General features: G+C 64.0%; 21 protein-coding genes. 11 read left to right on the plus strand and 10 right to left on the minus strand.

What is annotated here, in order from left to right:
* Positions 1 to 2 precede the first annotated feature (2 nt).
* Positions 3 to 452 (plus strand): GNAT family N-acetyltransferase, encoded by a 450-nt coding sequence (locus DIE16_RS32495; protein WP_185735544.1) that lies wholly within the window; start codon positions 3 to 5, stop codon positions 450 to 452.
* Between the two features lie 200 nt (positions 453 to 652).
* Here the strand turns inward: DIE16_RS32495 and DIE16_RS32500 are convergent, their stop codons facing one another.
* A complete protein-coding gene (locus DIE16_RS32500) occupies positions 653 to 1,573 on the minus strand; it encodes a LysR family transcriptional regulator (protein ID WP_124894174.1) in 921 nt (306 codons plus the stop codon).
* A gap of 130 nt (positions 1,574 to 1,703) precedes the next feature.
* On the opposite strand from DIE16_RS32500, the gene DIE16_RS32505 reads away from it, so the two are divergent.
* From DIE16_RS32505 to DIE16_RS32520, 4 genes are all read left to right on the plus strand, one after another.
* Complete coding sequence (locus DIE16_RS32505) at positions 1,704 to 2,654, plus strand: hydroxymethylglutaryl-CoA lyase (protein ID WP_124894175.1); 951 nt, start codon at positions 1,704 to 1,706, stop codon at positions 2,652 to 2,654.
* An 11-nt stretch (positions 2,655 to 2,665) separates the two neighbouring features.
* Positions 2,666 to 3,817, plus strand: a complete 1,152-nt coding sequence (locus tag DIE16_RS32510) for a CaiB/BaiF CoA-transferase family protein (RefSeq protein ID WP_124894176.1) — start codon at positions 2,666 to 2,668, stop codon at positions 3,815 to 3,817.
* Positions 3,814 to 4,350 (plus strand): gamma carbonic anhydrase family protein, encoded by a 537-nt coding sequence (locus DIE16_RS32515; RefSeq protein ID WP_124894177.1) that lies wholly within the window; start codon positions 3,814 to 3,816, stop codon positions 4,348 to 4,350. Before DIE16_RS32510 ends, DIE16_RS32515 begins: the two co-directional genes overlap by 4 nt.
* A 105-nt stretch (positions 4,351 to 4,455) precedes the next feature.
* A complete protein-coding gene (locus tag DIE16_RS32520) occupies positions 4,456 to 5,895 on the plus strand; it encodes an MFS transporter (RefSeq protein ID WP_124894178.1) in 1,440 nt (479 codons plus the stop codon).
* A gap of 226 nt (positions 5,896 to 6,121) precedes the next feature.
* Here the strand turns inward: DIE16_RS32520 and DIE16_RS32525 are convergent, their stop codons facing one another.
* From DIE16_RS32525 to DIE16_RS32535, 3 genes are all read right to left on the minus strand, one after another.
* Entirely contained in the window at positions 6,122 to 7,021 is a 900-nt protein-coding gene (locus DIE16_RS32525; protein ID WP_124634039.1) for a transporter, read from the minus strand.
* 88 nt (positions 7,022 to 7,109) lie between these two features.
* Positions 7,110 to 7,517 (minus strand): Rieske 2Fe-2S domain-containing protein, encoded by a 408-nt coding sequence (locus tag DIE16_RS32530; RefSeq protein ID WP_124634040.1) that lies wholly within the window; start codon positions 7,515 to 7,517, stop codon positions 7,110 to 7,112.
* 21 nt (positions 7,518 to 7,538) lie between these two features.
* Positions 7,539 to 8,489: a VOC family protein gene (locus DIE16_RS32535; protein ID WP_124634041.1), complete on the minus strand. Its 951-nt coding sequence runs from the start codon at positions 8,487 to 8,489 to the stop codon at positions 7,539 to 7,541.
* A 185-nt stretch (positions 8,490 to 8,674) separates the two neighbouring features.
* On the opposite strand from DIE16_RS32535, the gene DIE16_RS32540 reads away from it, so the two are divergent.
* On the plus strand, positions 8,675 to 9,733 hold the full coding sequence (locus DIE16_RS32540) for a fumarylacetoacetate hydrolase family protein (protein ID WP_260433708.1): 1,059 nt from the start codon (positions 8,675 to 8,677) through the stop codon (positions 9,731 to 9,733).
* Positions 9,734 to 9,769: 36 nt separating this feature from the next.
* Complete coding sequence (locus tag DIE16_RS32545) at positions 9,770 to 10,903, plus strand: FAD-dependent monooxygenase (RefSeq protein WP_124634042.1); 1,134 nt, start codon at positions 9,770 to 9,772, stop codon at positions 10,901 to 10,903.
* Between the two features lie 201 nt (positions 10,904 to 11,104).
* Here the strand turns inward: DIE16_RS32545 and DIE16_RS32550 are convergent, their stop codons facing one another.
* The 3 genes from DIE16_RS32550 to DIE16_RS32560 are packed head-to-tail and all read right to left on the minus strand — an operon-like array spanning position 11,105 to position 14,614.
* Positions 11,105 to 12,574 carry an NAD-dependent succinate-semialdehyde dehydrogenase gene (locus DIE16_RS32550; protein ID WP_124634043.1) on the minus strand — a complete coding sequence of 490 codons (1,470 nt, stop codon included), beginning with the start codon at positions 12,572 to 12,574 and terminating at the stop codon, positions 11,105 to 11,107.
* 9 nt (positions 12,575 to 12,583) lie between these two features.
* Positions 12,584 to 13,594, minus strand: coding sequence for a dihydrodipicolinate synthase family protein (locus tag DIE16_RS32555; protein ID WP_124894179.1), 1,011 nt, complete (start codon positions 13,592 to 13,594; stop codon positions 12,584 to 12,586).
* Between the two features lie 12 nt (positions 13,595 to 13,606).
* Positions 13,607 to 14,614, minus strand: coding sequence for an ornithine cyclodeaminase family protein (locus tag DIE16_RS32560; protein ID WP_124634063.1), 1,008 nt, complete (start codon positions 14,612 to 14,614; stop codon positions 13,607 to 13,609).
* Between the two features lie 375 nt (positions 14,615 to 14,989).
* Here DIE16_RS32560 and DIE16_RS32565 point away from each other — a divergent pair, with 375 nt between their 5' ends.
* Both DIE16_RS32565 and DIE16_RS32570 read left to right on the plus strand, forming a co-directional pair.
* Complete coding sequence (locus DIE16_RS32565) at positions 14,990 to 15,649, plus strand: FadR/GntR family transcriptional regulator (protein ID WP_260433710.1); 660 nt, start codon at positions 14,990 to 14,992, stop codon at positions 15,647 to 15,649.
* A gap of 165 nt (positions 15,650 to 15,814) precedes the next feature.
* Complete coding sequence (locus tag DIE16_RS32570) at positions 15,815 to 16,561, plus strand: TetR/AcrR family transcriptional regulator (RefSeq protein WP_260434501.1); 747 nt, start codon at positions 15,815 to 15,817, stop codon at positions 16,559 to 16,561.
* Between the two features lie 56 nt (positions 16,562 to 16,617).
* On the opposite strand, the gene DIE16_RS32575 is transcribed toward DIE16_RS32570, so the two are convergent.
* From DIE16_RS32575 to DIE16_RS32585, 3 genes are all read right to left on the minus strand, one after another.
* Complete coding sequence (locus DIE16_RS32575) at positions 16,618 to 17,859, minus strand: MFS transporter (RefSeq protein ID WP_185643682.1); 1,242 nt, start codon at positions 17,857 to 17,859, stop codon at positions 16,618 to 16,620.
* Positions 17,860 to 17,960: 101 nt separating this feature from the next.
* Positions 17,961 to 18,890 (minus strand): 3-keto-5-aminohexanoate cleavage protein, encoded by a 930-nt coding sequence (locus DIE16_RS32580; RefSeq protein ID WP_124634047.1) that lies wholly within the window; start codon positions 18,888 to 18,890, stop codon positions 17,961 to 17,963.
* Positions 18,887 to 19,438, minus strand: a complete 552-nt coding sequence (locus tag DIE16_RS32585) for a cupin domain-containing protein (protein ID WP_260433712.1) — start codon at positions 19,436 to 19,438, stop codon at positions 18,887 to 18,889. Before DIE16_RS32585 ends, DIE16_RS32580 begins: the two co-directional genes overlap by 4 nt.
* A 177-nt stretch (positions 19,439 to 19,615) precedes the next feature.
* Between DIE16_RS32585 and DIE16_RS32590 the strand changes: the two genes are divergently transcribed.
* Positions 19,616 to 20,476, plus strand: coding sequence for an ABC transporter substrate-binding protein (locus DIE16_RS32590; RefSeq protein WP_124894180.1), 861 nt, complete (start codon positions 19,616 to 19,618; stop codon positions 20,474 to 20,476).
* An 11-nt stretch (positions 20,477 to 20,487) separates the two neighbouring features.
* The gene (locus DIE16_RS32595; protein ID WP_260433713.1) at positions 20,488 to 21,468 is read left to right on the plus strand and encodes a fumarylacetoacetate hydrolase family protein; all 981 of its coding nucleotides are present in this window, start codon (positions 20,488 to 20,490) and stop codon (positions 21,466 to 21,468) included.
* Positions 21,469 to 21,485 lie beyond the last annotated feature (17 nt).

The following is a 21,485-nucleotide window of genomic DNA, read 5'->3' on the forward strand; positions in this document are numbered from 1 at the left end:
CAATGATTCAGATACGACGCGCAACGACTGACGATGCAAAGGTGGTTGGAAATCTTGTGGACGATCTTTTTGTAGAGCTAGGCGAAGGGAAGGTAAGTTCGAGCGATAGGGCGCTGCTCGCGGGAAGCGTTCTATCCATTACAGACAGTGTTTTCTGCTTTCTGGCGTGCCTCCAAGAAGACGTCGTTGGTGTGATTCTGGTGAACGAGGGTATAGCGATGTTTGCCGGCGGTGCATTCGGTCAAATCACTGAGCTCTACGTCACGCCTGTTCATCGATCGGCCGGGGTGGCTGCCGAACTGCTTCGCGAGGTGACGGGGCTGGGCAGAGCGAGAGGCTGGTGTCGAATCGATGTTGGCGCCCCGCACCAACCAAACTGGTATCGAACCGTGGCTTTCTACAAATTGAACGGGTTCGTGGAGGTCGGTCCGCGGTTGAAGCTCGTACTCTGATTTTTCCAGCGGAGGGGAATTAGGGGCGCTGGGAAATGGTCAAGGTAGTTACCAGGACTCGTCGGATGTCGCGGGCGAAGCTGGGAAGTCGACGTCGCGCTCGGACGATGGGGCTCGCGGCACATGGACTCTGGGCCGCTAGATATCTAGGGGCGAAGTTGCCCGCCTTCTCTCTACACACGGAAAAATAAGCCGGCTGATCACATCGGCGCACGCATCAAGGGTGCCGCCCGGGATACCAGGTGATCGACCATGCGTTGCGCGGCAGGCGGCAGGAATTCGAAATGCTTGAAGCAGACGATGAACTGCCGCTCCGCCCACGGATCGACGAGCGGAATCGTCTTGACGCCAAACACCGCCTGATAGGTCGTGGCCACTTCGACCGGTACGACGCTGATACCGAGACCCGCCGCGACGACCCGGAACGCCGCGTCGAAATTCGACACGATGACGCGATAAGACAGCCCCTTTCCCGCGCGGGCGGCCGCGCGCCGTAACATCGTGTGCACGGCCGTGGACGGCGGCAGCCCCACGTGCTCGTATGCGAGCGTCTGATCGAAATTCAATTGTGCGTGCCGCGCCAGCGGATGGTCGGGGGGGACGGCCAGCGCGAGCCGGTCGCGTCGATAGGGCCGGTACTGCAGCCCCTGCAGATCGACGTTGTCCCAGCACACTCCCACGCTCGCCGCCCCTTCGCGCAATTGACGCACGAGCTCGTTCGACAGGCGCTCTTCCACGTCGACGCGGATATTGGCGTTCGCCGCTTCGCTCATGAACGCCGCGATATCGTCGAGCAGGGCTTCCGCGATCGCCGAGGCCGACGCGCAAATGCTCACGCGCCCCTGGAGTCCGCCGCCGAATGCGGCGATGTCGCTGCCGATTCGTTCGAGTGTGAACAACACGGTGCGCGCGTGTTCGAGCAGCGCCATGCCGGCACTCGTCGGCGCGACCCCGCGTCGCGAACGCGCCAGCAGGGGCGCACCGAGATCCGCCTCCAGCTGCGCGATGCGCTTGCTGATGGCGGATGGCTCGATATGGGCCTCTTCTGCCGCGCGGGCAATGTTGCGGTGATCGCATACCGAAACGAACAGCCGCAACGTCTTCAGATCGATGTCCCGCACGAAGGGTCTCCGGTGACATTCCGGTTCGGAACGACGAAGGTTCCGAATCGTCTCTTTACTGAGATATTGGCAGGTCTAAAGTTATCACAGCGTCGGCGTTTCCATGACCGGCGAAAACACGGAGACACCCATGCCATTGTTCCCGCCGGACGTCGTCATCCGGGAAGTCGGGCTGCGCGACGGTCTGCAGAGCATTCAGCGCATCGTGCCGACGCACGACAAGATCGAATGGATCCGCGACGCGTACGCGGCCGGCCAACGCGAAATCGAAGTCGGTTCGTTCGTGCCGGCCCGATTGCTGCCGCAACTCGCGGACACGGCCGAACTCGTGGCGTTCGCGAAGACGTTGCCGGACCTGTCCGTATCGGTGCTCGTGCCGAACCTGAGAGGCGCGCAGGCCGCGCTGGACGCCGGCGCCGATCTGCTGCTCGTGCCGCTGTCCGCGAGCCACGCGCACAGCGTCGCGAACCTACGCAAGACACCGGATGAAGTCGTCTCGGAAGTCGCGCGGATTCGCGCCGAGCGTGACGCGTCGGGCGCGAAGACGCTGATCGAAGGCGGTATCGGCACCGCATTCGGCTGCACGATGCAAGGTCGCGTGGCGCCCGACGACGTCCTGCGCTACATGCAGGCGCTGCTGGACGCCGGTGCCGATTACGTCAGCATTGCCGACACCGTGGGCTATGCCGGCCCGCACGCGGTGGCCGACCTGTTCGGTAACGCGCGCCATCGGGTGGGCGAGCGCCTGTGGTGCGGCCATTTCCACGATACGCGCGGCCTCGCGCTCGCCAACGTGTACGCGGCGCTCGAGACAGGCGTTGCCCGCTTCGACACGTCGCTTGCCGGGATCGGCGGCTGCCCGCACGCCCCGGGCGCGAGCGGCAATGCCGCGACCGAGGATCTGGCATTCATGCTCGCCGACATGGGAATCGCGACAGGCATCGACCTGCCCGCGCTGCTCGCGCTGCGCGCGAAGGTCGCGGACTGGCTCGACGGCGAAACCCTGCACGGTGCGCTCTGGCGTGCCGGCCTGCCGAACACCTATTCACGCGACGCCAACGGCGTCGCGCTTTCCATCTGAGGTTTCGCATCATGTCAGTCAATGCAAGGCTTCCGCTCGATGGCGTGCGCGTGGTCGAATTCACGCACATGATCATGGGGCCCACGTGCGGGATGATCCTCGCCGACCTCGGTGCCGAAGTGATCAAGGTCGAGCCGCCCGGCGGCGACAAGACGCGTACGCTGCCGGGCCTCGGCGTCGGTTTTTTCCGGTCGTTCAACCGCAACAAGAAAAGCGTCGTCATCGACATCACCACGTCGCAAGGCCGTGAAACCGCGGCCGAGCTGATCGGCACGTGCGACGTGATGGTGGAGAATTTCCGGCCCGGCCTGATGAAGTCTCTCGGGCTGGACCATGAGACGTTGTCGGAACGCTATCCGCGTCTGATCAGCGTATCCCACAAGGGCTTTCTGCCCGGCCCGTACGAAAAACGTCTCGCGCTCGACGAAGTCGTGCAGATGATGGGCGGCCTTTCCTACATGACGGGCCCGGTGGGGCGGCCATTGCGTGCGGGAACGTCCGTCAACGACATCATGGGCGGCATGTTCGGCGCGATCGGTGTCCTCGCGGCCCTGCGCGAGCGCGAATTTACCGGGCGCGGCCAGGAAGTCCAGAGCGCGCTGTTCGAAAACTGCGTCTTCCTGTCGGCGCAGCACATGCAGCAATACGCGATGACGGGCGAGCCGCCGCCGCCGATGCCCGCACGGGTGTCGGCGTGGAGCGTCTACGATGTGTTCACGCTGGCCGACGGCGAGCAGCTGTTCATCGGCGCCGTGAGCGACAAGCAGTTCGTCACGCTGTGCGACGTGCTCGAGCGTCCGGACCTCGCGGCCGACCCGCGCTTCGCGAACAATGCGATGCGGGTCGCGGTACGGCCCGAACTGCTCGCCTGCCTCGGCGCGGTGCTGAAAGACCATCGCGCCGGCGAGCTGGCGCCGAAGCTCGAAGCGGCCGGCATCCCGTATGCGCCGATCGTGCGGCCGGAACAGTTGCTCGACGACCCGCACCTCAAGGCAAGCGGAGGTCTCGCTCCGATGCAGGCCGACGACGGCAGCATGACCGACGTGGTGCTGCTGCCGATCACAATCGGCGGCCGACGTCCCGGGGTGCGCCACGCGCTCGCGCGGATCGGCGAACACACGCAGGAAGTGCTTTCACGGCTCAGGGGCAAGGTGGTTGCATGAGGCTGTTCGAACTGGATGGCGAGCGGCCGCGCGTGGCGGCGTCCGCGTGGGTGGCGCCGCGCGCGGTGGTGATCGGTCGCACGACGATCGGCGAGCATGCGAGCGTGTGGTTCAACGCCGTGGTGCGTGCGGATAACGCCGCGATTTCGATCGGGGAAGGCAGCAACGTGCAGGACGGCGCGGTGCTGCATACCGATCCGGGTTATCCGCTCGAAATCGGCGCGCATGTCAGCATCGGACACCAGGCGATGCTGCATGGATGCACGATCGGCGCCGGGTCGCTCATCGGTATTCAGGCGATCGTGATGAACGGCGCCGTCATCGGCAGACAGTGTCTGGTCGGGGCGGGGGCGGTCGTGACGGAGGGCAAGGTGTTTCCCGACCGGTCGCTGATCCTCGGCTGCCCCGCCAAAGTCGTGCGTGAACTGGGTGACGAGCAGATCGCCGCCATCGCGAAGAATGCCGCGGACTATGCCAAGCGCGCCGCGCATTATCGTCGCGAGCTGGAGGTCGGCGCTCTCTGGCAACTGTAGCGCGGTGCGGGACGCGATGCCGGCTGGCGCACGCCGTCGGCTGCGGCCCGCGAATCGGCCGATTGAGCCAGGCCAAAAAAACGATCATATGGAGACAGAATAGCCATGCAGCAGACCGTTACCGCGGGCGGTCGCCCGCTCGCCGCATCCAGTGTGCCCGTCGGCATTCAGCCTGGCGCGGCCATTTCCGCACGGATGGACCGCTTGCCCGTTACGCGACACCTTTGGGTGCTCGTATTGCTCATCTCGCTCGGCGGCTTTTTCGAAATCTACGATCTGATCTTCACCGGTTACATCGCGCCTGGAATGGCCAAGAGCGGGCTGCTCGCCACGACTACGCATGCGTTCTTCGGATTCACCGGCATCGCGGGGTTCATCGCGGCGACCTTCGCTGGCCTGTTCGTTGGAACGTTCTGTTTCGGCTGGCTACCGGATCGTTTCGGGCGAAGATCGGTGTTCACGATTTCGCTGCTGTGGTATTCGGTCGGCTCGGCGATCATGGCGTTCCAGACGACGCCCGAAGCGGTCATTCTCTGGCGCTTCATCACGGGCATCGGTGTGGGTGTCGAGATCATCACGATCGACAGCTATGTGACCGAGATCGTGCCGCAACACATGCGCGGACGTGCAATGGCGTTCAACCAGATGGTGATGTTCGCGGCGGCCCCGGTGGCCGCGATCCTGTCGTACTGGCTCGTGCCGACGACGGTCTTCGGCATCGACGGTTGGCGCGTCGTGGTGCTGGCCGGTTCCGCCGGCGCGGTGCTGGTGTGGTTCATTCGCCGCTCGGTGCCGGAAAGCCCGCGCTGGCTGGCATCGCATGGCCGTCCCGAGCAGGCCGACGCGATCGTGAGCCATATCGAGACGATCGTCTCGCGGCAGGCGAGGGCGCCGCTGTCGCCGCCGCTGCCGATCGTCGACCAGCCGCTGCATCGTCGCGCTTCGTTCGCGGAGCTGTTGCATCCCCCGTATCGGTCGCGATTCGTCATGCTGGTCGTGTTCAATCTGTGCCAGGCGATCGGATACTACGGCTTCGCCAACTGGGTGCCGACACTGCTGATCGGCCAGGGCATCACGGTGACGAAGAGTTTGCTGTATTCGTTCGTCATTGCGTTCGCGCTGCCGGTGGGGCCGATGCTGGCGATACTGTATGCCGATCGGGTTCAGCGCAAATGGTTGATCGTCGGCGGTGCGGTCATGGTCATCGTATGCGGCATCGCCTTTGCCTTTGCGCGCTCCGCCGCGTTGCTGATCGCGCTCGGCGTACTGATCAGCCTCGCGGGCCAGACCATCTCCGTTTGCTACCACACCTACCAGGCTGAACTCTTTCCGACCGCGATCCGCTGCCGCGCGAACGGGCTCGTGTATTCGGCGAGCCGTGTCGGCGCAATGATGTCCGGCTTCATCATCGCGGCGCTCCTGCGGGATTTCGGTGTGGTCGGCGTGTTTGCCGGCATCACCGCATGCATGCTGGTCGTCGTGTTGTCGATCGGGATTTTCGGGCCCAACACGAACGGCAAGCGTCTCGAGGAGCTATCCGGCTGAGACGACGTGTACGGTGCGGAAAAATGAGGATGATTTTGCGTGAAGTACGAACAGCGCTAGGACTTGAGTCGTTAAGCTCTGTGGTTTGCCCATACGGAAAAGCCTGATCCATTAGCGGCCATCTGACGATGGCCGCCGAGTTCAGCGCCGACGGTTACTGGGTGTCAATAGGCTTGACGGATCTCACGCAGAGTTGGTCCGCCGAGCGACGGTGTGCTGCAGGACGCTAAAACTTGTAGTACGCGTTCAGCCAGAGCGCGTTTCCGTAAGCCGCGTTGCGCGCGTACACGTGTTGTTGCCAGTGCAACATCACGCCGTACTTCTGCGTGCCATAACCAACTTGGGGGCCGACCGTCAGCTCGTGGGTTCGATGTCCGTCGCCGAATGCCGCCGCACCGTTGATCTTGTCGTCGTTGAGCTGGGTATTCGCATAACCGCCGATGCCCACCAACCATTGTTGGTTGATGTGATAGTTCACGCCGTAGTCCGCGGTCAACTGAAGACCGGACTGATAGTGCGTGGCCGAGTTAACGCTACTGTAGGCCAAATTGATCTTCGAGCTGACTTCCAGCTGCCGTAATGGAAACCACGTGAATGAATAGGCGACATAGCCGCTGGTGACGTTGTTGCCGGGGTTGAAGAGCCGATCGGCCCGATACGATCCCGTCGGCACGACGATATCGAACTCCAGTGTCTGCATGTAGGACGGAGACTGCCAACCGAGCATGACGCCGAAAAGAGGGTCGCCGAAGCCGCGGCCGCCACCGGCTATTCCGAACGACGGAAAATGCAGCGTACCGTCGATATACGGAAGCGCGGCCTGTATCGCTACGTTGGCACCTAGCACGGTCGGCTGTTCAAATACGTGAACGAGCCGCGTCGCATGGGCCTGCACGCCGCCGTTCGCGCCGACCGGACTTTTGTTCCCGTTGCTGTCGCGCAGCGACGTTATGTTCGCAAACTTGTTATAGCTGTACAGGTACGTTCCCGGACCGCCGAGCGCGCCGCTCATGACGGTCATGATCCCTTCGGGGTAGCTGCTGGTTCCGTTTTCCAGTGCAAGAGCATGAGTGGCCGGCAGGCACGCGAGAACGAATGTGCCGACGTAAGCGTGGCGCTTGAACATGATTCTGTCTCCAGTCTAATATTGATAATATGGTTGTACTAAATAATTTTGATGAATCTTTCTCCGTCTAAACGCCCCGTTCGGGTTTCTATTCCGACGCCGCCAGCGTGCAGTGCGAGCCGTCGCGACGGGCATCGGGCACGCGCTCCTGCGGTGATGCCCATACTGAACCGTCTCGTGCGACTTTCACCGGGACGGCCGTCAAATGCTTGCCTTCGCACGGGCCGACGATACAGCGACCCGTGGGGATGTCGAATTGCGCACCATGTCCGTGGCAGACGATTGCGCTGCTGCTCGCGTTGAGGTACGCATCCTTGCGCCACGGAAGCGATGCGCCCGGCCAATGGGGGCAACTGTTGCGGTAGCCACGCACGACGTCGTGCGTACGAACGACGAACATGTCGTCCGTGCCGCTGCCCAACAGGTCGAATCCCCGTGCTCCGACGACCGGAAGCTCGCCGATCGCGCAGAGCCGAATCCACTGAAGTGCATTCATCGTGGCCGATGCGTCAGTGCATCAATGTGCGTCTACGTCGCCGGCTGGCGGCGGCCCACCAGGTGCCCATTTCTCGCGCCACTGGAACAGGAATTCCTGCGCGTTATCGACCATGGCTGGTGCGACGCGCGGCACCCATGCATCGTCGTGCTGGTCCATGTCGGCGTCGTATTCGATATGGCATCCGAGCGGACTGTTGAAATACCAGAACCAGTTGGAGCCGAATCGATGGCGCCCCGGCCCCCAGAAGGTTTCATAACCTTTCGACGCGAACGCGTAGCCGGCGCGCAGTACCTCGGACGGGCCGCCGAGATGGAACGTGAAATGGTCGCAGCCCTGCATGGCCGGCGGCGTCTGGATCAGGAACAGCGTGTGGTGGTCCTGCGTGCCGGCAGGCCGCAGGAACGGACCCATCCCGAGAAATCGGTCGGTCACCCGGAACCCCAGTCGCTTGACGTAGAACGCTTCGGCTTTTTCCGCATCAGGCACGAAATAGACAACATGAGAAAGTGTTCGCGGCACCGGAAGGTGCTCGTCATTTCGGGGTGGCGTGCCCGGCACGTTGACCGCCCGGCGCGCATCGCCCGGTGCATTAACTGTTTCTGCCGGCAACGTCGGCGCCGTGCGCACCGATACCTGGAAACCGAGCGAGAAACCGGCGTCATCGACAGCTTCGATCGATCCGTCCACGAGGCGTTTTACTTCACGGTCGGTCGCGAGTTCGCGTGCAATTTCATCGAGCGCGGCTTGGTCGGCTACACCGTAGATCGTCTTGCGCAACTGATTGGCCGTCGCAAATCGCCACTGCGGCAGCGCGGGGTCGTCCTTGGGACGGATGACGACGCCGGTGCCGTCCAGCGCGTCGAACGCACCGTTGCCTTTCGGGATCAAACCGTAGTCAGTCAGAAACGTCATACAGCTTTCGACATCGTCGACACCGAAGACAAGGGTGTCGGGTCCGAGGATTCTCATTGCATTGTCCTATTGATAAAGGTCGTTCGCAGAAGCCGATATATACGATACGGTGTGGATCATAATAGTACCCATCGTTAGAGACGATCAAGCGCAAATCATCGCAAAGACGCCCTCGCGGCATGAGGAAAAACCCGCACTAACGATACGAATCGTATCGTATATATAATCGGCCTAACATCAACTTGGATGGCGGACCCGGACCTTTGCTTCCGGGGCGGCGCATCCCAATCTGGAGTCAAAGCATGAAATTGGGTCGAATTGCGGTGAGCGGGCCGGACGGCGACGTTGCACGCCTGGTTCTGGTGTTGCCGGAGGAAGGGCGTGTGATCGATCTGAAGCGGGCATCGATCGCGGCGCTGGAACAGCAGGGCGCCACGCGCGAAGCCGCGCATCGACTGTCCGACGCGTTGTTTCCGGGCAGCATGTCGGCGGCGATCGGGCTTGGACAGCGATTCCTCGACGCCGCGCAGCGCGCCGATCGTGAACGTCCGGACGCGGCGTCGTTGCCGATTGACGAAGTGAAATGGCTGCCAGCCAGCGATCCGTCGGTGGTGCGCGACGGACTGACCTTTGTCGGCCATATCAAGGGGTTTCACGAAAAGATTGGCCACGCGCCGCATGAGAGCCTGTTGAAGGTGCCCGGCTATTTCAAGGGCACGCCGCACACGGTGATCGGCCAAGATGCGGAAGTGCCGTGGCCCGGCTATATCGAGCGGATGGACTATGAACTCGAGCTCGGCTACGTGATCGGCCGGCGTGGCGGCAACCTGAGGCCGGAACACGCACGTCCGTACCTGTTCGGGATCACGGTATTCAACGACTTCAGCGCGCGCGACCGTCAGGCGATCGAGATGCCGATCCAGATGGGGCCGACCAAGTGCAAAGATTTCGCTTACGGTATCGGCCCGTGGATCACGACGATCGACGAATTCGCCGACCTCGACGCGATTCCGATGGAAGTGCGCGTGAATGGCGAGACTTGGGGGAAGGGGACGAGCGCGAACAAGCTGTGGAGCGTCGACGAGTTGATTGCGTGGGCGAGCCTCGGCGAGGTACTGGAGCCGGGCGACGTGATCGGCTCGGGCACGATGGGCGGCGGCTCCGCGCTCGAACTCGACCGTCGGCTGGAGCCGGGCGACGTGGTCGAGCTCGAAGTGGGCGGCATCGGCGTGCTGCGCAACAGGATGGGGCAGCCACAGGCAGGACTGTGGTGGCCGCAGGAGCGCGCGCCTTTCATGTGATCGATACGAAAACAACCATCAATCAGGAGACAAGCCATGGCTTCGCAATACAAGGTGCTCGTTGTCGGGGGCGGAATCGGCGGGATGACGCTCGCGCACGGGCTCGCGCGGGCCGGCATGGACGTGAGGGTGGTCGAAAGCAGCCATCGCACGGATCAGCAGGGGACCGGCATCTCGCTGCTCGGCAACGCGCTGCGTGCGCTCGACCGGATCGGACTGGCCGATAGCTGCGTCGCCGCCGGTTCCGGATGGGATACCGTCAGTGCGCGTAGCGCCGCAGGCGACGTGGTGAACGAACGCCGTTCGCCGTGCACGTTCCGGCCGGATGCGCCCGGTGCAATCGGCGTCATGCGGCCGAAACTGGCCGAGGTGCTCGAAGCGCATGCGCTCGCGAGCGGCGCACGGATCGACTACCGGACGACCGTCGATGATTTCGAGCAGCACGCGGATGGGGTGTCGTACCGTCTGTCGAATGGCGAGACGGGGCGGTGCGACCTGCTCGTCGCGGCCGATGGAACCTACTCGAAGACGCGTGCGCGTGCCTTCGGCACGCAGTACCAGCCGCAATACGCGGGGCAAGGCGCATGGCGGCTGACCGTCGAGCGACCGGCGGGTTTTGACGGGCTCGTGCTGTACAAGCACCGGGACGGCCGGATGGTGGGCGGTCTGCCGCTGTCGGATACGCTGTGCTATTACTTCTTCCTCGAAAACGCCCGCGAGCGCTCGCATATGCCGGAGGAGCGGCTGAGCGAGATGTTCCGTGAACGGCTTGAGGGGTTTACCGCCCCCGACCTAGTCGCCGCAGCGTCGCGTTGCGACGGCACACGCTACATCAGCTATCGTCCGTTCGATATTCTGATGATGCCGCAGCCCTGGTATCGCGGACGTGTGGTGCTGCTGGGCGACGCCGCGCATTCGGTTACCCCGCAGCTCACTTCCGGCGGCGGAATGGCAATCGAGGATGCGGTGGTGCTCGCGGAGGAACTGTCGACGCAAGCCGGGGTCGACGCCGCGTTGTCGGCGTATTCCGCACGCCGCGGCGAGCGCGTCAAGCGCGTGTTCGACATCTCGCTCGCGATTTGCCAGACCGAACAGGACCCGAACGCGGACCCGCGGCGTGCCGTCGAGCTACTGCTCGAAGGGTATGGCGTGCTGGCCGGGCCGTTCTAGGCAGCAAGCGTTTGGCCGCGCATGCGCGGCCAAACGTGCGGATTTCGCCGGAGCCGGCGCGCGGTCGTTCCTGTGCGCCGGCTTTTTCGTTTGCCGGTTCATTCATCTGTCCGTTGGCGTATGACGGATTGCGATGCACCGAGGCGCATGCGATGGTGCGCACCGGCGTGGTTGCCGACGCGCTCCAGGTAGACGATTCGGTCAGAGGCCGCCAAGCGCCACGTACTTGATCTCGAGATATTCATCGATCCCGTACTTCGAGCCTTCCCGGCCGAGCCCGGACAGCTTGACGCCGCCAAACGGCGCGACTTCCGTCGAGATGAGCCCTTCGTTGACGCCGACCATCCCGAAGTCCAGACCTTCCACCACGCGGAAGATCCGTCCAACGTCACGGGTATAGACGTAGGATGCGAGACCGAACGGCGTGTCGTTCGCAAGCGAGATCGCTTCGTCCTCGGTGTCGAAACGGAACAGCGGAGCAACCGGACCGAAAGTTTCCTCGCTGAAGATCAGCGTGTCGCGCGACACGTCCGTCAGCACGGTCGGCTCGAAGAATGAGCCGCCCATCGCATGGCGTCGCCCGCCGGTCGCGACTTGCGCACCCTTGGCTTGCGCGTCCGCGATGTGCTGCTCGAGTTTCAGTACGGCATCCTCGTTGATCAGCGGCCCGAGTTCGACGCCGGCTTCCATCCCGTTGCCTACCTTCAGGCGGGCCGATTCATCGGCTAACCTACGCGCGAACGCATCGTAGATGCCGGACTGCACGACGAGCCGGTTGGCGGCGACGCATGCCTGGCCGGTATTCCGGTATTTCGCAAGCAGCGCGCCCTTGACGGCGGCGTCGAGATCGGCGTCGTCGAACACGATGAACGGTGCGTTTCCGCCCAGCTCCATGCTCGTCTTCTTCACCGTCGGTGCGCATTGAGCGAGCAATTGCGCACCGACTTCGGTGGATCCCGTGAACGAGAGCTTGCGCACTGCGGGATGGCGCGTCAGTTCCGCGCCGATTGCGCGCGCGGACCCGGTGACGATGTTGCACACGCCGGCGGGTAACCCGGCGCGTTCAGCCAGCACGCCGAGCGCGAGCGACGACAGCGGCGTCTGGCTCGCGGGCTTGATCACGCCGGTGCAGCCTGCGGCCCAGCCGGGCCCCGCCTTGCGCGTGAGCATCGCCGACGGGAAATTCCACGGCGTGATCGCGGCGAACACGCCGATCGGCGCTTTCTGCGCAAGCAGCCGGCGGCCGTCGACATTGTGCGGAATGATGTCGCCGTAGGTGCGCTTGGCCTCTTCGGCGAACCATTCGATGAAGCCGGCCGCATAGTGGATTTCACCGCGCGCTTCGGCGAGCGGCTTGCCCTGCTCCACGGTCATGATGATGGCGAGATCGTCGATGTGCTCGAGCATCAGGTCGTACAGCGTGCGCAGGATGCGCGAGCGTTCCTTCGGCAGCACGCGGCGCCAGTCGCGCATCGCCCGTTCCGCCGCTTCGATCGCACGCGTCGTCTCCGCCGCGCCGGCCAGCGGCACGCGCGCGACCAGTTCGCCGGTGGCCGGGTTGCGCACGTCGAGCGTGGCCTGACTGTCGGCCTGCACCCAACGGCCGTCGATCAGCATGGCTTGCCGCAGCAGATCGGGGTCCTTCAGGGGAAGTTTGGTGGGTTCGGTCATGATCGTCGTCTAGTCGGGGCGGCGGCCGATGAAGAAAGCCTCGTCGGGGTCGCGAGTCGGATTGAGGCCGGCGGCTTCGAGCCCCTTGCGCAGGACCGCCATGTCGCGCTGGAACACACGCTGCGTCGGGTGCGGCAGCGGGCCGCCGTTATAGCCCTGGAGCCAGCCCTGGTACTTCCACATCATTCGGTTGAGCAGGCCGTTGGCGGCCATCGGCAGGCTCGCGAACGCCTTGCGCGCCGGATCCATCCCGTACCACAGCTGCGTCGCCTCATCGTATTGGCCAGCGCGGATCAGCTTGTGGATGCGCGGCAGCAGCGGACCGTAGTACGCGGAATAGTTCGTGCCGCAAAACGGGATGTCCATCACCTGCGCGAGTGGCACGTACTCGTATTCCAGCGGCGAAGAGATCACGACTTCACGGTTGAATTCGCGATGCACCTCGATGGCCGACATGATGTACGGCAACCCGCCTTCCGCCTTGATTGCGACGACGTTCGGGATTTCGTCGACCATCCGGCGCAGCACGGCTAGCGGAATGTCGGCGGGGTGAAGGCGGCCGAAGCCCCATGCGGGCAGCGGAAACACGATCACGCCGAGATTCGTCGCCGCGCAGATCGCCTGCGTGTAGTCGAACACTTCGTCGTAGGACGTCGGATAGAAATACGGCGGGTAGCCGAGCAGCACGACATCGGCGCCAGCGTCTTCGGCGAGCTTCACCGCATCGATGTTGTCTTCCAGCGTGTTGAACACCGCGTGATGGACGACCAGCAGCCGCCCGGCCGCCTGATCCGCCATGATCCGGCAGAACTCGCCGTACTGCGCCTGCGTGATCGCGACTTCCGAACACGACAGCGAGCCGACGAAGCCGTGTTCGATTGCGAGCTCGACGTCGTGTCGAACCGCTTTCTCGTTGATGCGCCTGAAATCCGACGTCATCGTCGGAATCGTCACGTTCGCGACCCCCATAAGGTGTTCGCGTGCCCAGTCGCGGGCTTCATGCTTGTGGTAGCGGGCCATGTCGTTCTCCGGTTACATGGGTTTGGTGTCGAACGCGATCGGCAGCGGCACGGCCAGGCCGACCTCGCGCGCCAGGTCGAGCACGAGCCCGGCGACCACGATGTCCTGCAGGCCGCTGCCGACCGACTTGAACAACCGGTTTCGGGAGGTCGCGAGCTGCTCGGCGCACGCGCCGCTCATAACGTCGGCCAGACTCACTGCGACGCGTTCGACCTCGATGCCGGCCGCGCGCGCGGCGATCATGTCGCCGGTGTCGTGCAGCACTTCGTCGAGCACGTCGCACACGATCAGGTCGCTGCGCTGGACGACCGATACGTCGATCTCGCGCTGCTGCGGGATCGTCGAGCCGATCGAGACGACCGTCGCGCCCGGTGTCAACCAGTCGCCGAACAGGATCGGGCGCTCACCCAGCGAGCGGGCCGCGGCGAGCACGATATCGGCGCCGTCGGCGGCCGCTTCGGGCGATGCGGCCGCGCGTGCGTGAATACCGAGATCGCGGTGCAGATCGGCCGCGAACGCTTCACGGCGCGCCGGCGTGGGGCTGAACACCGTGATGTCGGTCAACGGCCGTACGCTCGCGAACGCGCGTGCGTGCATCGATGCCTCGAGCCCGCTGCCCAGCACGGCCAGGCGCGCCGGACCCGGGCGTGCGAGTCGATCCAGCGCCGCCGCCGACGTGGCCGCGGTGCGAAACCCCGTTACGAGATTGCCGTCCACGAAGCCGGCGATGCGGCTCGAGTCGCGGTTGAAGAGCACGATCACGTAATCGATCCCGGGCGCCGGCGCGTGCCCGGCTATTCCCATCAGCTTCGCGCCGAAGTAGCGGCCGCCGGGTGGCATCGCCGGTAATGCGCGCAGCCACGCGCCGTCGCCGCTAGCAATGGTGCGCGACGGCACCGCCGACGCGGCGACCGGCTGGCCGTATGTCGTCTGCAAGGCGGCGACCGCATCTTTCCAGCGAAACACCGCACGTGCGGCCTCGCTCGAAATAAACACCGGAGGGGAAATCGGAAGCGTCATCAGTGGCTCCTGCCAAGGGGGAAAGTGCTGCACAGTCGCGGAACGGCCGGCTGGTGGGCGGACTTGTACGGCGCCACCAGGGCGATGCGGCAGCTGTGTCGAGCGTCGTGCAGGACAAATATTAAACCCGAATTGATGCATATCAATCTGTATATTGAGTTATATCGGGTAAACGATAGCGTCGACGACTGGCGGTCGAGGCATCAACGCCTTCGCTCGGTGCAGGCACGTGCTTAGATTCGCGTTTGGCGAATCGATCCGCCATGACGGCCGCCTAGGGGAAGATTGATTCGATATCAATCGGATTGATTAGGGTCATCAAGTGACGCTAAGATTGCGCATCAATGCGAACGGGAAGGTGGAATGCGGGTGGGGATGATCGAAGACGACGTGGTCCGGCTGCGCGAATACGTGGATCGCGCATCGCAGCGCGGGGAAGAGCGTCTGCCGCCGGAGCCGAAGCTGTGCGACGCGCTCGGCGTGTCGCGTGGTCGCTTGCGCACGATGCTCAAGCATCTCGAGGATGAAGGGCTCATCTGGCGCCATGTCGGCAAAGGAACATTCGTCGGGCCACGGCCGATGGCGGTCGACGACAAGCACGCGGCCACGTCGATCAGCGTCGACGACATCATCGCAGCGCGGCTGCTGCTCGAGCCGCAACTGGCGGGGCAGGCCGCGATTCATGCGACGGCGGCCGACATCGCGACGCTCGATCGCTGCCTTGCCGACATGGCGGCGACCGATTCGTTTCCCCACTGGAAACGCCTCGACGAAACGCTGCATCGAACCATCGCCGAGGCAACCCACAATGCGCTGCTCGTGATGATGTACGACGTGTTGCGCTCGTGGGTGAAGGCGAGTCTCGATACGCGGATCGAGGAGGTGTACGGACACGCGCCGACGCCGAAGCAGACGACGGACAAGGCGCACATCGCGATCGTCGAGAGCATCCGCTCGCACAATCCGGGCAAAGCGGAAGACGCAATGCGCGAGCATCTGCGCGCGGTCAGGACACATTTGTTCGGCCTGCGCTGAACCCACGCGCGACGACGCGCACTGCGTCCCACGTTTGCAGCCGGTTCTTTCACACCGGTCGCGATTGCCTTTGCAGCTTGACCTCATGTCGCGCGGATAATTAAGATACGATGTGTCTTATAATTCGCGCTGCCATGCGCGTGCCGTGCCCATGTCCGGCATTCGTTGTCGTCGTGCCATGGTGCGCGCATGCTATCCGTCACTCGCCGTCAGTCAGTTCCGCTAATGAAGACACAAGCCCAGTCTCCCGTCGCCGTATCTGCTCCCCGAGGCGTAGGCCGCCCGCGCAGCGAGGAAACACGCACGCAGATTCTCGCGGCCACGGTGCGTTTGCTCGAAACCCGCACCGTGCAGGCCATTTCGATTGAAGCCATTGCGAAGGAAGCAGGTGTCGGCAAGGCGACCATCTATCGCTGGTGGGATTCGAAAGCGCTGGTCGTGATCGATGCGTTCATCGAACACCATGTGGTGAAGACGCCGATGCCGCGTGATCTGCCGCCCGGCAAGGCGATTGCGATGCATCTGCTGTCGCTGATACACGAATATGCGGGGTGGTCGGGCCGGATCGTCGCGCAGATCATTGCCGAAGGCCAGGCCGATCCCGCGGTGCTGCGCGAGTTCCGCGAGCGCTTTCACTATGGGCGACGCGCCCTCGTGCGGGAAATGCTCGAGGAATGGCGGAGCGACGCGCGCATTCCGACGCCGCCGAACATCGAGACGCTCGGCGAACTTCTGTATGCGCCGGTCTATATGCGGTTGCTCGTCGGCACCGGTACGCTGGACGACCATTTCGCGCAGGAGCATCTCGGCTACGTGTTCGGCCTGCTCGGTGTCGAGCCGCCGGACGTCGCCGAACTGAGCGCGCAACTCAAGCGCGGCGTCGCCGTATCGAAAAAAGCCGCCGCTCGTTGAGGCGGGCAACACGTACCTGCGGCTCGCGCCATGCGCCGGGCCGGCACGCCACGGCATCAACCGAGCGACGCGCGTCCCTCCTGAGCTGCGTGCACGGATTCGGTCGGCCCGCGCCGCGCGAGCGTGAGGATCAGCACGGCTGTGGTCGCGATGATCGACACGAGCGCCAGCCAGGCGACCGCCGCAAAGAGCCCGCCTGTCAGCTTCGACACGACCTCCACGACGAGCGGACTCAGGAAGTTGCCGAAGAAGAACGCCCCCATGTAACCACCAGTCGCGCGGCCGCTCTGCTCGAACGGTACACGCGCCAGCGTCCAGGTCCCCAGCAGCGGCAGCGCCATGCCGCCGCCCGCGGCCGCGAGAAACGCACCGGCGATCGTGGCGCTCACGCCGCCGAACGACGCGACCACGACAAAGCCCACCGTGAACAGACCGAACGCGGCGACCAGTAGCCGGTTGATCGCGACGCGCGCAAACCGGTGAAAGACGAACGAGCCGACCGGAATGCCCGCGTTGGCGATCGCACCGCCGAGGCCGAGGATCGCCGGCTCGGTCACGCCGCGCGCGTTGAGCAGGAAGCTGATCTGCACCGGCACGACGAAGAACAGAATCGACGCGAACAGGATAAGCGCGCAGAGCGGACCGATTTCGCGCCACGGGAACGGTAGCGCGTGAGCGGGGCGTTGCGTTGCCGCCGCTTGCTCCGGTTCCCAGATTAACCATGCGATCAGCGGGAGAAACGCGAACGCGCAACCGTAGACCAGAAACGGCGTCCGCCAGCCGGTCGCAAGGCTGCCGAGCGCACCGCCGACGGAGAACATCACGGCCGCGACGACCGACGCCGATGCGTGCTGCATCGTCAGCCATTTCTGGCGCTGCACGCCGCTGAAGTAGTTGGCGACGAGTGCGGTAGCGATGGTGACGATCGCCGCTTCCGCGAGCCCAATGACAGCGCGCGACGCGACGATCGCATGCAGGTCATTCAGCCAGAACGGCATCACACCAGCGATGCCGTAGATCGCAACGGCCGCCAGGTACAGCGGTTTGCGGCCGAACAAGTCGACCAGAGAACCGACAAGCGGGCTGAACAGCGCGATCATCAATGCGGGAATCACGAGCGCGATTACCGTGAGCAACTCCGCCTGCGGGACTTGCGCATAGTCGTGGCGCATCAGCGGCAGAACGGGTGCAACAAGCACGGCGCCTGTCGATGCGAGCCAGCAGCTCGCCATCAGCAACCATCCATGCACGTTGCCGGCGACGCGCGGCGCGTGTCCTTCGGGAAATGCGTTTGCCATGATGTCTCCAATATTGTGATATGCGATGCGCCATGAACGATCGACGCGCATCGGCACGGGCGGCGCGTTGCCGCGTCGTGCCCGTGCCGATGCGTGCGCGGCTAGAAGCCGACCTGATCGGCGCCCTTCAGGTCGAGCATTGCTCTCGCTTCGTCCGGTGTGGCGATTTCGATACCGAGTTCGTCGAGGATCCGTCGAATTTTCCGCACCTGATCGGCATTGCTGCGGGCGAGCTGCCCGCGGCCGATGTACAGGCTGTCTTCGAGTCCGACCCGCACGTTGCCGCCCATCAGGCTCGCCATCGTTGCGAACGGCATCTGATGCTTGCCGGCGGCCAGTACTGACCAGTGGTAATCGTTGCCGAACAGCCGGTCTGCCGTGCGCTTCTGGTGCAGCAGATCCTCAACGTGCGCACCCATCGCGCCGCGCAGGCCGAACACCGACTGGATGAAGAGCGGCGGTTTGACGAGTCCTTTTTCGAGGAAGTGGTGCAGCGTGTACAGATGGCCGACGTCGTAGCATTCGAACTCGAAGCGCGTGCCGCCGGCACGGCCGATGTGCTCGAGAGTCCATTCGATGTCCTCGAACGTGTTCCGGAACACGAGGCCGCGCGTACCTTCGAGAAACGGCACTTCCCAGTCGTGGCGCCACGGCCGGTCGCGTGCGGCCATCTCGGACAGCACGAGATTGATCGATCCCATGTTGAGCGAACACATTTCCGGCTTGAGTGCTTCGCCCGCGGCCGCGCGTTCTGCGATCACCATGTTCGGGCCGCCACCGCCCGTCGAGATGTTGATCACTGCGTCCGTCGATGACTTGATTGCAGTCACGAAGCGCCGGAACAGCGCGGGATCGCCGGACGGGCGCCCGGTTTCGGGATCGCGGGCGTGCAGGTGAATAATCGCGGCGCCGGCCTCGGCGGCGGCGATCGATTCGGCCGCGATCTGCTCGGGCGTAATCGGAAGGAACTCGGACATGGACGGCGTATGCGCGCCGCCGGTGACTGCGCAGGTAATGATCGCCTTGCTCACAGCGGCTCTCCTTCGACGAGATCGAGCAGCACGAACGCCATGCGGCACGGCTTGCCCGAACGGTTCGCCCAGCTGTGGTTCGTCGCCCGCTGCACGAGCACGTCGCCCGCGCGCATCAGCGTCTCGCCTTCGTCGAGCAGCGCCCAGATCTCGCCGTCGAGGACGATCGCGTAGTCGAGCGATTCGGTTTTGTGGAACCAGAAATGCCGCGCACCGCTCGAGTCGCGCACGCCACTCGCGTCCAGAAATTGCGCGAGCTGTGTTTCGTCGTACGTTTCGTCCGGCGGAAAATCGACGATACGCAGCAACGAGCCGCCTTTCGAATGGAAGCTGAATGCGTGCCCGGCGGGCGCGGGCTCGCCGCCCGCCGCTCGTGCTTCGCCGGTCGCCCACACGACATGCGCGAGCGGCAACCCCTTGCGTGTGGTCCGGTTCGGCGTCGGTCCGTCGGACACGATGCATGACTTGCCGTCGGCGCGCGTGCCCGTGACGATGCGCCGGACCGGCCGATAGTCGTCGACGTCCGCCTGTCGCGCGTGATTATCCATCAATGTTGCCTCCATGTTTTCCTTCATTATCGAGTCGATTCGTATCGTATCGTTAATGACCGACAGAGGCATGTCAATAGGGAAAAGGCGCGTACGTTATGGCCATGGTTCTTCTTGACAAAACGGAACGATGCGTTTTGTAATAGATCCCATTGACAGACAACAAGAGTGGAATTCATGGAGACAACACCCGTGCGCGTCATGTGGTTCGTGCCGCCGCTGCTCGCGCTCGTGGCTGGCGGCGAGCCGGGCGCGATCCGCGTCGACGCGCGTCGCAACCGCTCGTCAGACGAGCAATTCGACGCGCTCGTGTCGGGCGAGGTCGACGCGGTCGTCACATCGATGGACAACGTGATCGGCTGGAACCGCCGCGCCGGGCCGCGCGATTTTCGCGTGGTGGCGCAGATCGAGCGGACGACACCGTTGAGCGTGGTCGGGCAAGCGTCCCGGGCCACATTGGACGATCTGCGCGACACCGACATCCTCGTCGACGCCGTCGACAACGGATTCGTCGTGGCGCTGCGCATGCTGCTGCGCGACGCCGGATTGATGGACGATGAGTACGGGCTCGTCCCGTGCGGTGGCGTGAAAGAGCGATTGGACGCGCTGGTGGCCGGGCAGGGCGCGGCAACATTGCTGGGGCCACCGTTCGATGCGATGGCTGTTCGCGCGGGCCTAACTTCTATCTCCAGTGTTCAGCAAATCTATCCGGCATTTCCCGGGCAGGGCGTCGTGATGCGCACCGGTTGTGCGGCACGAGCCAGCGTTGCTGCATGGCTTGCCGATCTCGAGCGCGCGCGCTTGGTCGTTGCAGCAAACGCTGAACGTGCCGAACGCGCGGTGATTGCTGCCGGCCTGCCGCCGGCTGCCGGTAACGCAATGCTGGCCACCACGCCCGTGTCGTTGAGCCCCGATCGAGCGGGTATCGCGTTGCTGATCGCGCATCGACGTGCGCTGGGGCTCGTCGGCGGTGACGACGACCATGCGGCGGTCGTCGATGATTCGTTAGTCGAAGGATGGGTGGGAGAAGATCAGTGAAGCGATATGCATTGGGTACGTTTTCCGCGGGCGACGGCGCCCGCTTTGCCGGGCTCGTCGTCGACGATCGAATCGCGCCGCTGGCCCGGGCCGCTGCGTCGGTCGGCGAGCAGTCGTTTACCGATGCAACGACCGTCCTGTCGCTGCTCGACGCGTGGGGCGACAGCGAGCCGAAGCTCGCGAGCATCGTCGATGCGATGCCGGTAGACGGCGTGCGTTGGTATGCCTTGCGCGAGCTGCATACGCATCCGGCGATCGACCTGCCGCGCCAGATCTTCTGCACCGGTGCCAACTATCGCAAGCATGTGGTCGATCTCACCGTCGATGCAAAGGTCGGGCCGGAAGGATTGAACGATGCGGAGTTGCGCCGCTGGGCCGAGAACATGATGGACGAGCGTGTCGCGAACGGCGAGCCGTACGTTTTCACGAAGCCCGTGTCCGCGGTATCCGGCGCGTTCGATCCGCTGGTGCTGCCGCCGACCACCACGAAGCCGGACTGGGAGCTCGAATTGGCCGTGGTGATTGGTCGCGGCGGCTATATGATCGACCGCGAGCGTGCACTCGATCACGTGGCCGGCTATGCGATCGTCAACGATATTTCTGCGCGCGACCTTATTCCACGTACCGACTACAAGATGCTCGGCACCGACTGGCTGCGTTCGAAGGGGCAGCCGGGCTTCCTGCCGCTGGGTCCGTATTTCGTCCCGAAGCAGTTCGTGTCCGATCCTCACCAGTTGTCGATGCGGCTGACTGTATCGGGCAGGACGATGCAGGACGAAACTACGGCGGACATGCTGTTCGGCATTGAACGGCAGATCGAGTACATCTCCCGCTACGCGCGGCTGCTGCCCGGCGACATCATTTGCACCGGGTCGCCGGCGGGTAACGGTACCCACTACGGCCGCTTTCTGCAGGACGGTGACGTGATGGAAAGCGAGATCGAGGGGCTCGGGCGTCAGCGGCAGGTCTGCATCGCGCATCGTGATGAGTGATCCACAACCGAACAAGG

It is taken from the genome of Burkholderia sp. Bp9090 (genome assembly GCF_003857985.1).
GTDB lineage: Bacteria > Pseudomonadota > Gammaproteobacteria > Burkholderiales > Burkholderiaceae > Burkholderia.

Bases quoted from the DNA above. Each gene is read 5' to 3' on its own strand.
- DIE16_RS32495 (WP_185735544.1), top strand. From the start codon at position 3: ATGATTCAGATACGACGCGCAACGACTGACGATGCAAAGGTGGTTGGA.
- DIE16_RS32505 (WP_124894175.1), top strand. From the start codon at position 1,704: ATGCCATTGTTCCCGCCGGACGTCGTCATCCGGGAAGTCGGGCTGCGC.
- DIE16_RS32510 (WP_124894176.1), top strand. From the start codon at position 2,666: ATGTCAGTCAATGCAAGGCTTCCGCTCGATGGCGTGCGCGTGGTCGAA.
- DIE16_RS32515 (WP_124894177.1), top strand. From the start codon at position 3,814: ATGAGGCTGTTCGAACTGGATGGCGAGCGGCCGCGCGTGGCGGCGTCC.
- DIE16_RS32520 (WP_124894178.1), top strand. From the start codon at position 4,456: ATGCAGCAGACCGTTACCGCGGGCGGTCGCCCGCTCGCCGCATCCAGT.
- DIE16_RS32525 (WP_124634039.1), bottom strand. From the start codon at position 7,021: ATGTTCAAGCGCCACGCTTACGTCGGCACATTCGTTCTCGCGTGCCTG.
- DIE16_RS32530 (WP_124634040.1), bottom strand. From the start codon at position 7,517: ATGAATGCACTTCAGTGGATTCGGCTCTGCGCGATCGGCGAGCTTCCG.
- DIE16_RS32535 (WP_124634041.1), bottom strand. From the start codon at position 8,489: ATGAGAATCCTCGGACCCGACACCCTTGTCTTCGGTGTCGACGATGTC.
- DIE16_RS32545 (WP_124634042.1), top strand. From the start codon at position 9,770: ATGGCTTCGCAATACAAGGTGCTCGTTGTCGGGGGCGGAATCGGCGGG.
- DIE16_RS32550 (WP_124634043.1), bottom strand. From the start codon at position 12,574: ATGACCGAACCCACCAAACTTCCCCTGAAGGACCCCGATCTGCTGCGG.
- DIE16_RS32555 (WP_124894179.1), bottom strand. From the start codon at position 13,594: ATGGCCCGCTACCACAAGCATGAAGCCCGCGACTGGGCACGCGAACAC.
- DIE16_RS32560 (WP_124634063.1), bottom strand. From the start codon at position 14,614: ATGACGCTTCCGATTTCCCCTCCGGTGTTTATTTCGAGCGAGGCCGCA.
- DIE16_RS32565 (WP_260433710.1), top strand. From the start codon at position 14,990: ATGATCGAAGACGACGTGGTCCGGCTGCGCGAATACGTGGATCGCGCA.
- DIE16_RS32575 (WP_185643682.1), bottom strand. From the start codon at position 17,859: ATGGCAAACGCATTTCCCGAAGGACACGCGCCGCGCGTCGCCGGCAAC.
- DIE16_RS32585 (WP_260433712.1), bottom strand. From the start codon at position 19,438: ATGGATAATCACGCGCGACAGGCGGACGTCGACGACTATCGGCCGGTC.
- DIE16_RS32590 (WP_124894180.1), top strand. From the start codon at position 19,616: ATGGAGACAACACCCGTGCGCGTCATGTGGTTCGTGCCGCCGCTGCTC.